The 13,575-nt window shown below is 33.1% G+C and carries 12 protein-coding genes; 4 read left to right on the top strand and 8 right to left on the bottom strand.

The genetic code is table 11. The annotated features are described in order from the left end of the window. Positions 1-73 precede the first annotated feature (73 nt). The 3 genes from V1503_RS13415 (at position 74) to V1503_RS13405 (ending at position 5,019) form a co-directional block, all read left to right on the top strand. Entirely contained in the window at positions 74-745 is a 672-nt protein-coding gene (locus V1503_RS13415; RefSeq protein ID WP_320257843.1) for a response regulator transcription factor, read from the top strand. Beyond that, positions 742-2,097, top strand: coding sequence for a HAMP domain-containing sensor histidine kinase (locus V1503_RS13410; protein WP_320257842.1), 1,356 nt, complete (start codon positions 742-744; stop codon positions 2,095-2,097). The genes V1503_RS13415 and V1503_RS13410 overlap by 4 nt, the downstream gene beginning before the upstream one ends. A gap of 399 nt (positions 2,098-2,496) precedes the next feature. Beyond that, complete coding sequence (locus tag V1503_RS13405) at positions 2,497-5,019, top strand: EAL domain-containing protein (protein WP_410627585.1); 2,523 nt, start codon at positions 2,497-2,499, stop codon at positions 5,017-5,019. A gap of 65 nt (positions 5,020-5,084) precedes the next feature. Here the strand turns inward: V1503_RS13405 and V1503_RS13400 are convergent, their stop codons facing one another. From V1503_RS13400 to V1503_RS13390, 3 genes are all read right to left on the bottom strand, one after another. Further along, complete coding sequence (locus V1503_RS13400) at positions 5,085-6,203, bottom strand: hypothetical protein (RefSeq protein ID WP_410627583.1); 1,119 nt, start codon at positions 6,201-6,203, stop codon at positions 5,085-5,087. 381 nt (positions 6,204-6,584) lie between these two features. After that, on the bottom strand, positions 6,585-8,090 hold the full coding sequence (locus tag V1503_RS13395) for a leucyl aminopeptidase (RefSeq protein WP_410627581.1): 1,506 nt from the start codon (positions 8,088-8,090) through the stop codon (positions 6,585-6,587). A 59-nt stretch (positions 8,091-8,149) separates the two neighbouring features. Next, on the bottom strand, positions 8,150-8,539 hold the full coding sequence (locus V1503_RS13390; RefSeq protein ID WP_214481035.1) for a DUF309 domain-containing protein: 390 nt from the start codon (positions 8,537-8,539) through the stop codon (positions 8,150-8,152). 164 nt (positions 8,540-8,703) lie between these two features. Between V1503_RS13390 and V1503_RS13385 the strand changes: the two genes are divergently transcribed. Next, positions 8,704-9,183 carry a divergent PAP2 family protein gene (locus V1503_RS13385; RefSeq protein WP_214481036.1) on the top strand — a complete coding sequence of 160 codons (480 nt, stop codon included), beginning with the start codon at positions 8,704-8,706 and terminating at the stop codon, positions 9,181-9,183. A gap of 191 nt (positions 9,184-9,374) precedes the next feature. Here V1503_RS13385 and spsC read toward each other — a convergent pair whose 3' ends face one another. The 5 genes from spsC to V1503_RS13360 all read right to left on the bottom strand — a co-directional run bounded on the left by spsC (position 9,375) and on the right by V1503_RS13360 (position 13,102). Continuing rightward, a complete protein-coding gene (gene spsC, locus V1503_RS13380; RefSeq protein ID WP_214481037.1) occupies positions 9,375-10,088 on the bottom strand; it encodes a stationary phase survival protein SpsC in 714 nt (237 codons plus the stop codon). 225 nt (positions 10,089-10,313) lie between these two features. After that, a complete protein-coding gene (locus V1503_RS13375) occupies positions 10,314-10,637 on the bottom strand; it encodes a YuiB family protein (RefSeq protein WP_214481038.1) in 324 nt (107 codons plus the stop codon). 169 nt (positions 10,638-10,806) lie between these two features. Then, complete coding sequence (locus tag V1503_RS13370) at positions 10,807-10,926, bottom strand: YuiA family protein (protein ID WP_214481039.1); 120 nt, start codon at positions 10,924-10,926, stop codon at positions 10,807-10,809. Between the two features lie 224 nt (positions 10,927-11,150). Next, positions 11,151-11,633, bottom strand: a complete 483-nt coding sequence (locus V1503_RS13365) for an NUDIX hydrolase (protein WP_320257838.1) — start codon at positions 11,631-11,633, stop codon at positions 11,151-11,153. 245 nt (positions 11,634-11,878) lie between these two features. Next, the gene (locus V1503_RS13360) at positions 11,879-13,102 is read right to left on the bottom strand and encodes an NAD(P)/FAD-dependent oxidoreductase (protein ID WP_320257837.1); all 1,224 of its coding nucleotides are present in this window, start codon (positions 13,100-13,102) and stop codon (positions 11,879-11,881) included. Positions 13,103-13,575: the final 473 nt, after the last annotated feature.

Below are 13,575 nucleotides of genomic sequence, written 5' to 3'. Positions count from 1 at the left end.
ATAATACCTTAAGGGGCGTAAATACATACGCCTCTTATGGTTGTGAAGACATATATGAGGAGGCTTTTTTCCATTGAGTTATTCAATATATCTAGTTGAGGATGAAATGAATTTAAACCAAATATTAACAACGTATTTGCAAAATGAGGGGTGGCATGTAAAATCGTTTCATACAGGACTTGACGCTAAGAACTCAATTAAAGAGCAGCCAAACCTATGGATTTTAGATATAATGCTCCCTGATATAGATGGCTATGAATTAATTAAAGCCATTAAAGAGCATGATGAGCAAACACCGGTTATTTTTATTTCAGCTCGTGATGAGGATCTAGACCGTATCATCGGTTTGGAATTAGGAAGCGATGATTACTTAGCTAAACCGTTTTTACCAAAGGAGTTAGTTATCCGCACAAAAAAACTATTAACTAGAGTTTATGGCAAGCAAACCGTACATAATGCCATTCATTATGGAAATTATGTGATTAACGAAGAAAAGCGAACCGTACACATAGAGAATGAAGAGGTTGTACTATCATCAAAGGAATTTGATTTATTATTATTGTTCGTTAAAAACATAGGGCAAGCATTTTCCCGTGAACAGGTTCTTGATTATATTTGGGGGAGTGATTACTTCGGTTCAGACAGAGTTGTTGATGATTTAGTACGGAGAGTTCGTAAAAAGGTTACAGAATTGCGTGTAGAAACATTATATGGTTTCGGATATCGAACGGTTGAATCAACATGAAAAATTGGCCCCTGTCAATTCAAATTTCTGTTGTATTTGCTGGATTAATCATTTTTATCGGTGTGACATTAGTTACATTTATTCCTAACACACTAAACTCTTTTTTTACAAACGAAATTTTCACGACAATTGAAAACTCACAGCTACAGATGACCAATGATTATACACCTTCAGAAAACTCACTTGAACAACAACAAAGTGAACAAAATGCGCGCTCCGTAAACCACGTTGTGTTAGATTTTAAGGGGAACATTGTAGAAAACGCTATCCTTCCAAAACAAACATTAGCTAACATGTACATTAATGCTCGGAGACAAAAGGAAGGAACTGCTCGTTATGAAACGCTTGTTCAAGGACAGACAATCTATTACACCATTAGTAAAATACAGATATTGCGACAACCAAGGGTTGTTGAACAAGGTTTTATCATTTCTTTTATGTGGGATTCATACCGTAAAGAGCTAGTACACACACTATTTTCTCGGCTAGTACAGTTAATGTTATTCGTCTTAATTGGTGGACTCTTATTAGCATTTTTGTTTGCAAAATGGCTATCAAAACCTATTGTTCAAATGAAAGAGCATGTACATCATATTGCAAACAGACAGTGGGATGAACCAATGGTTGTTAAACGACGAGATGAAATAGGAGTTTTATCTCAATCGATAGAAAAAATGAGAGTACAGCTAAAAGAGCAGGATACAGCGCAACAAACCATGCTTCAACACGTATCTCACGATTTAAAAACACCTGTGATGGTCATACGAAGCTTTGCTCAAGCAATTCGTGACGGAATTTATCCAAATGGTACGATAGAACAAACTGCTGAAACGATTGAAAACGAATCGAAAAGATTGGAAACAAAAATCAAGGACTTACTCTATCTTACTAAGCTCAATTATCTCGCCCAGCAACAAACTATGGATGAAACATTTAACGTAAAAGAGGTCATTGAAGAGGTTTATTCACAATTCCAGCTTCAACGTTCAGATATTCAATTTGAACTATCTCTTTTAAGCATTACGATAACTGGTGATCGTGAGCAATGGAGAATAGCCTTTGAAAATATTATTGATAATGCCTTAAGATATGTGAACAATATAATCAAAATTACTATGAATAAAGAATATGGACAAATAATTATTTCAATTTGGAACGATGGACCCACTATTCCAGATGATGAGATCGAAGACCTATTTAAGCCCTATACAAAAGGTAAGCAAGGAAATTTTGGCCTTGGTTTGACCATTGTAAAACGAATCGTAGATATACACAATGCAGAGATTACTGTCTTTAATAGAAATCATGGTGTAGAGTTTTTATTTCGAATTCCTCTATCGAAAAATGAATAAGCTATTTTTTTCGCAATAAAACCACTGCAAATAACAGATAAGATAAAAGAAATATAAGGACTGGGATAACTACCTTAAGTTCCACCATTATAACTCTCCTTATCACTTTGTATGAGGGACCACACCCATAGTTTAACAAACAGTATTAAGGAGAGTATAAACCATTTGTAAGAATATTATTAAGATTGTTAATTTTTGTCTCGTCCTCCATTCCTAATATATATGTCGTAAGTTTCCTTCCTTAAAAACAATGACAACTATACAATCTAGAAATTTAAGTAAATAACAGCAGAACCTCATACATCTTCTCGAAAAAACAAAATTCGCAATATTTGACATTTTTCTTCGTTTAAAATATAATAAATTCTGGGAATATATTTTTTCCGAGGAGATCGATATATGACAATGAATAAATTTAACATTCATTTAAACAAAGAAGAACAACAATTCTCTGTTTTTACTTTTATCGCTTCTGTTATTTTTATGATAGCAGTGTTTTTTTTTAATAATACTCATGTCATCTCTGAACAATTTTACTTTCCTATTTATATTATTGTCGGATTTATTTGTATAGCAGTTACCACTACTATCTCAACACAAAACGGATTTATTCCTCCCTCAAAAATGTCACGGCGACAATTATACATAAGTACTACTTTTTGGACTCTCTCATTATTAAATCTATTTAGACTCTTGTCTTATGATGGAATGCCTCAGTTTATAGTCACCCATTCCATAGAAACTTCTGCATGGTTCTGGATAATCATCCAAGTGTTATTAGCTTCATCATTATTTGTTATTTATTATTCTAATGATTTAGTACTGATCACACATAAAAAGTGGATTATTTATAGTATTTCTACACTAGTATCAATTATCTTATTTATGTCACTTTCTAAATGGGCTATTCATTTTCCTAAGTTATACGACATGAATGGTGGCATAACACCGATACATAGACTTTTAACATACTTTGTATGCTTGTTCTATTTTGCAACTATTGTTATACTCCACAAACGTTACCGATCTGTTAAGATGTATTCATATTTAATAATCATAAACGCACTAATCTTATTTATACTGGGTCAATTGTTGGTCATTTTTTCGCAATATCACCATGATTTCATAACCCTTCTTGGACAAATATATTTTCTTATCGGAACTCTTTTCATGTTGAAAGGAATATACCTTACAACAATAGCAGGGCCAATGAATCAACAGCGAAGAGTAGAAAAGGCACTCTATACAAATGAAAAAAAATTATCCGTTATTGTTGAAACAATTCCAAGTTCAATTATTATTGTAAATCGAGAGGGCGACCTTACATTTATAAACCCTGCCTTTGAAAACTTAATTGGTTTAAAAAAAGAAGATATTCTACAAAAAAACGTAGCTGATCCTTTTTGGAAAATATCCAAACTAGATGGTACACCCATCCTTAGTAGTCAATTTATTTATGAACCCATATTAGCAACCAAAACTGCTATTATGAATAAACACTGCTTTCTTGAACATAGTGATGGTCATAAACTAGTTCTTTCTGTTAATGCTGCTCCTATATTTGATGACAATCAAGAAATTACGAATATTATATATTCACTAAATGATATTACTGCTTATTGGAAAGCCCAAAACAAGATTAACGAACTTGCTTTTTACGATGAATTGACACACCTACCCAACCGACAATTATTTATTAATAAAGTCAGTCAAGCAATAAAGAATCAGTTACTCGGCAAAAATATTGTCATATTGTATATAAATTTAGATCGCTTCGAAAACGTAAATCATTCGCTTGGACATGATTTAGGTGATTTGTTTTTACAAACAATTGCCAAAAGGCTTAATTCATTAACAAATGATCAAACTTCGGTTGCAAAGGTAAGTGCTGCTTTCGCAGTCTTGATTGAGAACATTCATGAACAACATGCAGATCAATATGCACAAGATATATTATCAACAATCCAAGAACCAATTGTAGCCAAAGGCTTCACCTTCCATATTACAGCTAGTATTGGTATCTCAATATATCCAAAACATGGAACAGATGTAGACACTCTTATAAAAAATGCTAGTACTGCACTATACAAGGCAAAAGAGGTTGGGAATACATATAAGACTTTTGATCAAGAAATGACGAAAGAGGCATATGAACAGATCATGATCGAAAGTGAATTAAGAAATGCTATTGAAAAAAATGAATTAACATTGCATTATCAGCCTCAGATTAATGTTCTATCTGGAGAAATAGTTGGTGTAGAAGCATTGATACGATGGGTTCATCCACAAAAAGGGTACATATCTCCTGCAACTTTCATTCCTATTGCTGAAAAGACAGGATTAATCGTACCTTTAGGACAATGGGTATTAGAAACAACTTGCCAACAACTGAAAAAATGGCATAACAAAGGATTTAATACATTAAAGGCATCGGTTAATTTGTCAATGCGCCAATTTTTTCAACATAATCTAAGGGACACAGTTCAACATGCTTTAATTAAGTCACAGCTTGACCCACATTTCCTAGAACTAGAAGTAACAGAAAGTGTAACAATTGATATAGACAGAGCACTTAATGTACTTGATGATTTAAAAAAAATCGGGGTTCAAATCGCAATTGATGATTTCGGAACAGGTTATAGTTCTCTTAGTCATATAAAAAATTTTCCAGTAGATAAATTAAAAATTGATAAATCTTTTATATGTGATATAACAAATAACCCGAAAGATGCTGCTATTGTATCTAGTATTACAACAATGGCCCAACAGTTAAACCTTAAGGTCATAGCAGAAGGCGTTGAAACTGAGGAACAAGTAAAATACTTAGATAAATTACGATGCCATACAATTCAAGGTTATTACTATAGTAAACCTATAACAGCAGAGTCTTTTGAAGATTTGCTAAAACCTAAAGTATCATAAGTAAACTGAAGAAAACTTGAATAGTAGTAAATCAGGTGGGAAGCCTACTCCACCTGATTGAAAAATCAATCAAAAAAAATCTGCTTCCTTATCTCTTCAATCTCAAGTTTCCAAGGATCAACAAATGAGTTTCTTGTAACATAGAAATGTATAATTTTTTGAACCGCCCCTAAGTCTTCTCCATAATATTCAATTTTTAGAGGTATGTCTATAACAAGAGATCCAGTGCTGTTTTCAGAAGGTATAGGTGATGTTCGAGCAATCCCTTCTAATGAATTAAATTTATTGAAATAGTCCTCTGCAACCATTCTTTTACCTCCTATTATACTTGCTGAAAATATATGTAAGTCGCGTTGGTTGACACTAAACAAAAAAGAATCAATTAGCTCCATTGGAGATATAGATAAAAAATATTCACCAGTGATGCCTGCTGCTTTTCGAACCATTAATTGATGAGAGAAATCTTCACTTCTTGATGAATGGGTTGTACTAGATTTGAAATGTATACAAAAGTGCCCGGGGAATCCATTGATTAAAGCACCACTTCCGTGAGGCATACCATGCATTGAAGCAGCAATTTTCTGATGATCAGCCATAATAATGATTGCACGTCTATTCCAGCTCCACTTCCCATTAAATATTTGTTTCATGATTTTGGTATCCTCTTTAGTAATTGGCTGGACGTCAGCATGCTTACTTCCTGCTCTTCGTTGACCATTGAAGGATAAACCCGTTTCAATATCAATAATTTTAAACGTACTATACTTTGGAATTATCTCATTAACTTGTTCCCAGGGGATGATCGTACCATAGTGCTGAGCTTTAAGTTTTTGTTGTATATCTTTAAGTTGTGAAACTAACTTACTTGGAATATTCCACTTTTTTTGTTGTTTAATATTGTAAAGTTGCCAGTTGTTATTTACATAAAACTTTTGGTTCACTCCATTACTTTTTATTACGACAAAAGTATCTGTTAACGGCATATGCTCTGTTGTATGCACACCTTTACTGTCTTTTAACTTTGAAATAATTTCCTTTGATTTTATTGTCATTTTACTTTCGTAAAGAGATGTTGGTGAGGATTTCACAATAATTGTTACTGTATGATTTTGCTTGGCCGCAGCAATTGAACTTGACATTCCAAAACTAATAAATAATATTACAAAGAAAATTGTTAATCTCATGCTCTTCCCTCTTCAAATATTAATATATATATACCCAATTATTATTTACAAGAACATGACTGATACTCATAGTAAAACTTGGTCACACGAAAAAAGCTTGTAGAACTTTCGCTCTACAAGCTTTTAATTACTTCCTCATTCGTACCCTATACTGTAATTGCTGTTTCAATTCTTTGCTACATGCTGTTTTCGTATTAATTGTTGTTTTTCGTACTAGTTAATAAACACGGATACAACTAAAGCTTTGTATCATCTTTTCTTCTAAAAAATGATGATACATTTTTTGTAAATAACAACAAAGGTTACGAAAGATGCTTGCGAAAAACAATCACAAAATATTTGAATTAGTAAAAGTAGCGATGAAGCTTGGGCATCAAACCTTTAGTCATTACTGTCACTAAATCGTTCAACAAATGTTGCTAGTGTTCTTACCATTACTCCTGTAGGACCTGCTGGACCTAAATCATGTTGAGACCTAGTTGTTGCAGTTCCAGCAATATCAAGATGAACCCAAGGTGTATCCTCTGCAAATTCACCAATGAACGTTCCTGCCATAATGGCATGACCTTCCCGCCCAGGTGAGTTATTTAAATCTGCCATTTTACTATTACGTACTCTTTCTTTGTCTTTTTCTGTAATTGGTAAACGCCAAATTGGTTCGCTAGCTTCATAAGACGCTTCAAGTAGCTTTTCAAACAGCGGTTCATTATTTGTCATTGCACCTGTCATATCTTCGCCTAAAGCAACGATAACACCACCAGTTAATGTAGCAACATCAATAAGGTAATTAGCTCCGTGCTGCTTTGCATATGTTATTCCATCTGCCAACGCTAATCTACCTTCTGCATCTGTATTTAGTACTTCAATAGTCTTCCCACTCATTGCAGTAATGACATCATCAGGTTTCAGTGCGTTACCACTAATCATGTTGTCAGTTGATGGTATAACAGCAACTACATTTTGATCTGGACGTAACTCTCCAATCACTTCCATAGCACCAAGTACGGATGCTGCCCCACCCATATCTGATTTCATACCTACAATCCCATTTTTAGGTTTAATTGAGTAACCACCTGTATCAAAAGTTATACCTTTCCCAACTAAGCCAATCACGTTCTCCCATTTCTCTTGTGCTTGATATTTAAGTACAATCATTTTAGGTGGTTCAACAGAGCCTTGATTTACTGCAAGAAATGCGCCCATACCTAATTTTTCCATATCTTCTTTTTCTAAAATCTCATACTCAAATTCATACCTTTTTGCTAGTTCAATAGCATAATTTGCCATATCAGTTGCAGTTAGCATATTTCCAGGTAAATTTACAAGTGTGCGTGCAGAGTTTGTACCTTTTCCATATGCATATCCAACTGCCAGACTAGCCTCAATTTCCCTAATATCATGTTCGCTGTATACTGTTATATGTGTTATTTCTTTTTTAGGTTCATTCGCCTTTTGTTTATAGTTAGCAAATTGATATGTAGCTAGTGGTAACGCTTCACCTATGGCATGTGATGTATCAAATACATCGATATTTTTTGTTGCAAACGAATCTACTGCAATTGCGACCTCTTCAAATTTCTCATTTCTTAGTTGTTTAAATAATTTACCAAAAGCTTGTTGAGCAATCTCAAATGTAAGTTGTTCTTCTTTTCCTAAGCCAACGAAATAAAAACGCTTTATAGGTGATTTTCCTAGTGTATGTACTTTTGAAATAACCTTCTTCTTTGCTGAAATATCCCCATCCTTTAACATGTTAGTAATTTGACCTTCCAGAACAGTATCAACCTCAGCAGCTAAGCCACTCAACTGTTTATTTTTCTCAAATAAACCGATGACAATGACTTCACATGATTGAGTAAAATCTAAATCATTTTTCACAATAAACATTGTTATACACCTCCACATATATGATAACGAATAAATTTACAAAAAGAAAACATTTCAAATTATTCTTCTCGTTCCTCATTTAAGTATAATAATAATGTAGGTAGTTTAGGCAAACCATCAATGTGTTCGAAAGAAACCCGATCCACATCTTGTGGTATAATAATAAGGCATTTTTCAATAAATTCATTGACTTCTTCCAAATTAATACCCCAATAAGATGGACGGTATTTCTGAATATATTGATGCCCTGCTCTCATCATTAAACGTGCGCCTTCTACATTTCCATAGCCATAATGATAAAGCGCTACTGTCATTTGAAGAAGTCCTTTTAAAAAGTAATTATGCTTTTCAGTCATCCATATTTCTTCAAGAAGGTCATGACATGTGTAATAATCTCCTTCATTAAATTTAATAAAAAATTGATAGTATTCTAATGGATAATTGGCCAAAGTATTTTACCTCCAAAAAGCGTAAGCGCTCGCACTTCTAAATGGGTGAGCACATTAGCTAGATCTTTTAAGGTATCCCTTGGGGATGAATGCTGAAACTGGACATTTAGAAAAGCGTATCATATTCTTTTAATTATATCAGCAAGAAAGGGCGTTTTAGTCAAATGGAATTAATGTCAAATTTTCCTTTATGGTCTGCATTACTTGCAATCTTCTTTGCACAATTTGTCAAAGTTCCAATTCAGTTTTTTGCTACTAAAAAAATTGATTGGTCATTACTAACTAGTACAGGAGGAATGCCCAGCTCTCATTCGGCTGCTGTAACAGCATTAACGACAGGCATTGCTATAGAAGAGGGGTTTGGTTCACCTATATTTGCCCTATCGACTGTATTTGCAATTATCGTTATGTTTGATGCAACTGGTGTCAGACGCCACGCCGGTGAACAAGCAACTGTGTTAAATCAACTAGTGTCAGACTTCAATAAATTCGTTGGAGAAGCAAAATTATGGCCTAAAAAACCTCAAGAAGAAAAGCGTAAGGAGTTGAAAGAATTATTAGGTCACCAGCCTATTGAAGTGTTCTTTGGTGGCTTAACTGGAATTTTTTTAACGCTCCTTTTACAATATTTGATTAGCATGTAAAAAATGGTGACTCTATAATTTATGAGTCACCATCACCTTTATGTTAGGCTATTTATATTGATTATTATTTTTTGTATAACCAAATCAATTTGTACAAAACTAACATTCATGGTCCCATGGCATACGTTTAAAACCACCTCGTGCTGTTCTATAGGTAACAATAACAACAAAACTTTTGAAAAAAACTTATATTAATTTTTTGAGTTTATATATTGTTGTCTAAACACTTGCATAGATTCATTTTCATTTAAGACCGTTAAATCTTGCTCAGTAAGCTTACCTGATCCTCGCTCAATAATATAAACTTCAACAGTTTTTTTACCCCATTCTTCATACACTTCTTCAACAGTTTCGTAGTACAAATCAATTTTATTACCTTTAATGGCACCGCCTTTATCCGCAACAACACCATACCCATAATCCGGGATAAATAAAATTGTTCCAATTGGAAAAACTCTAAGGTCTGCAGCTACAGTTGAATATAAATCTCTTTTCACCTTCACCCCAGAGTATGTAATACCATATTGTGGATGACTTGGTGTTTTTCCAGTTGACTCAAAGCCTGCAGTATATCCTGTTGCTGTCACCTTCATTGAAGGATATTTACTCCAGTCAAGATCCTCAAGACTTAGTTCCGCATTTACCTCTTCACTTGATGAAATTTCCGTTGGATTTACAGCAATTCTGTTTAACAATTTTGAAGGTAAACTTATGTCCCTCTGTAAATAATTATATTCCGGTAAAAACTCTTCCTGTACTAAAGTAGATTTATGATAGTTATTTTGCACCCAACCGATAATTGACTTAGCCTCAACACCGGAAAATGACTGAAAAGTAACAAATAACGCAGCAACCAACAGCATAGTCATTACTGCTCTTCTAGTAATAGTTCTTAGTAAACTCATTTTTTATTTTTCACTCCTCTCACGAATCTATTACTTTCCAAAAAGAGAAAGAAATATTCATGAGAGAGGAAAAATTATTGTAACTATAGAATGTCGATTGAAATTTGATTGACGATGTCACTTAGTTAAAACAATGAAATTATCACGTTATTGTTGAGATATTCGATATGTAAAATAACAAAAATTAACAACAAAAAAAAGACCTCAAAATTTTGAGATCTCCATTTAGAACATTTGGTAACCTTTTGCCCGTAATATTTTTATTGTAATTCCTGAGCAAATAGCACCAATTAAACCGCTAGCTAATATGATAACATCAGCTGGAGCTAACGATATAAAATTTTCATATAAATCTGTAAATGATGCACTTGGTTCAGTAAAATAATCTATAAATCTGACCTTGTCAATAATTAGTATAAAAATAAGCGGGCTAATAATTGCCATAATCCAAGTCATTCGTAAAACCATATTTAGAAGGAATCCAATTCCAAAGAATAAAATAAAAAATAACAGTATTGAAATGATTAAAACCGGTACACTCATTTCCATCCTACTCACCTCCAGCTACCACCATTAAGTGTACTGAATGATGGTATAGGGGTCAAGTACAAAACACTTTACTATAAGCTTTCATTCAAACTATGAAGATTAAAGTACCATTATAATGTGAACGTATTAATCTGCTTATTCATTTTACTGTCGTGTAATGTTCATTGTTCTATTTCTTGCCACTACCACCACAGTTAGTACATGTTTCTGATCCACCTAATAATAGTTGAATATAACCTTTGCCAGAGCAATATGGGCATTCTTTTTTGTCTGTTGAAATAGCTTCCATTAATAACACCCTCCATTAAGTTTTTATTTTAATTTAAATTTTCTGATAATATTACCAACAATTTTATAATAAGGAAAGGTACGTTATTGACGAAAAAGTACTTATGTAAGCGATTACAAAGGTCTTATACAACTGTATCCTTCTTTAATCACACTTTTTCAAATAATTAAAGAAGGCTAAAGTATGTCGATGAGAAAAATAAGAGAAATTTATACGATCAAAACTTAAAGAAACAATTTATATTTTGTATAACCAAATTGACTACCAGGGTTTATGTCGTCATACATCTTTCTGTTTTGCAATTCCTTTTGTGAAAAACGGATGAGTAATATTGATGAATCTGGATCTTTCACTAAGTCATCAGGTGAGATAAATGCTGCGTCATACAACTCTTTTTCTTGAATAACGATTTCCTCACTCTGAGCTTTTAATGAGAACAACACCATATTATCACTTATGTCATTACTTATAACACCTGTTCTCAAGCCAATCATTCCTTCTATTTCGCAAGCAATTCCCGTTTCTTCATAAACCTCTCGCAAAATAGCTTCATCTAATGTTTCATTATGTTCTACAAATCCAGCAGGAAAGGACCATTTATTTTTGAGTCCACCGTATTTCTTCTTAACAACTAGCCATTCCCCATTATTTGATGTCACTACACCTGCAACTGCTAGCCATACTTTACCTCTATCTTCTCTCCCCATATTTATACAACTCCCATGTTATTTATCGTCTTACTATACAAACCACATGCATGTATCTTATCGGACGCAAATATTAATTTTACATACTCTTTGTAATTTTAGATAATGATGGTAATAAGTTCACCAAAAGAACCTAAAAAAAGCAATAGCACAAGTTTTATGCAATTGCTTTTTTTAGGTTTAGCTATTTTCGCATAGATTGTTGCTTTTAGTTAGTAGCACAGTATACGAAAAGAGCCTTATGTTTAAAATATATTAAATTTTCCTTTTTTCATTACTAATGACGGTCCGCCTACTAAAAATAGCGCGCGATTATCTACCATTTTTTTCATAAATGAAGCTTTTGAGCCTGTGATTTTCTTACCGAATACAACACCAATGGCATCATCTTCACCCAATGAACATACTGTTCCTTTTATATCTGGTTTAAATTGTTCTAATTCTCCTTGTTCTCTTACGAGGACAGCTAAATTTTTCGCACATGTTTCGCCTTGTTGCATTGCAATTTGGGCTGTCGGTGGATATGGTCGATTAATTTCTTCGTTTATCATTAATGAACAATCACCTACGATAAATACATCATCATGTCCAGGAGCACGTAAATCAGCTTCTACCTTTACTCGACCACGCATTGATTCAAAGCCTGAATTTTCAACGATACTATTTCCACGAACACCCGCTGCCCATACAACAGTTTCTGACTTAATTTCTTCTACTTCGTCGCCTTTTGCAACAATAATACCTTCTGTTGTACATTCTTTTATAGCAGTACCTATTTTAAATTCTACACCTTTACGTTCTAAATGACCTACCGCATATTCAACTAACTCTGGATCAAATCCTGGTAATACAGTTGGTGCTGCTTCTACACATATAATACGTGGTTTATGTTCATCAATATCGTATTCACGACATAACTCAGGTATACGATTTGCTAGTTCTCCAACAAACTCAATACCAGTGAAGCCAGCTCCTCCTACAACGATCGTTAAACGTTCATCACGATTTTCACTGTCATTATTATAGTTAGCAAATTGATATTCAATATGTTCTCTTATTCGACGAGCAGCATTAATATTTGCAATTGAAAAAGCATGCTCTTTTAAGCCTTTAATACCGAAAGTTTCAGACTCAAATCCTAATCCGACAACTAAATAATCATAAGTTATTTCATTATTCTCAAGTACAACCAACTTCTCTTCACGCTTAATTTCTACTACTGTATCTTGGATAAAGTTAACTTTTCTGTTATCTATTACATTATTAATTGGATAACGTACACGATCATGATGTAATGTACCAGCCGATGCCTCATGTAACCACGTACTTTCATAGTGATAGCTATTTTTATTTATTAACGTAATTTCAGCTTCGTTAACGCCTAAATATTTTTGCAGACGAACTGTTGTCATTAATCCACCATAACCTGCACCTAATATAACTATTTTTGGTTTTCTCAACCGTATCACATCCACCTTTAATAAATTATATTGCGGTTATACTTATCATTCACCGCTATGAGATTTTTTATCGTTTTTTCTTTATGAAAAGCTTGGTATCTACCAATATAGTATTTTTTTCCAAGTTCATGAACAAAGAACAATGTGAATTTCTTCACTTACTTAATCAAAACACTATCAAAAAATATAGGTATGATAAGGGTTAAATTTGTCACAAAAATTTAACATATTTCCTATATTACATAATATTCTTTTTATACATGTTTTTCAAGCACAAATTCTACATTTATAAACTTAAGAATATTTAAAAAATAACCTTTTTCTTCAACGTTTCGACAAATTTTACACTTTAGTCCAATAATGGAGTTTTTTAAACTGTCACAATTTAATAAATCAAAAATTTCTGCATTTATGCTTAAGATATTTTTGAATGCATGTGGTATGATAAATAGTGCAGAAACAAATATACTATTAAATGTAGC

The organism is Nanhaiella sioensis (assembly GCF_046557775.1).
Taxonomy (GTDB): Bacteria; Bacillota; Bacilli; order Bacillales; family SM2101; genus Nanhaiella; species Nanhaiella sioensis.
This window is presented reverse-complemented; position numbering and strand designations above follow the sequence as displayed.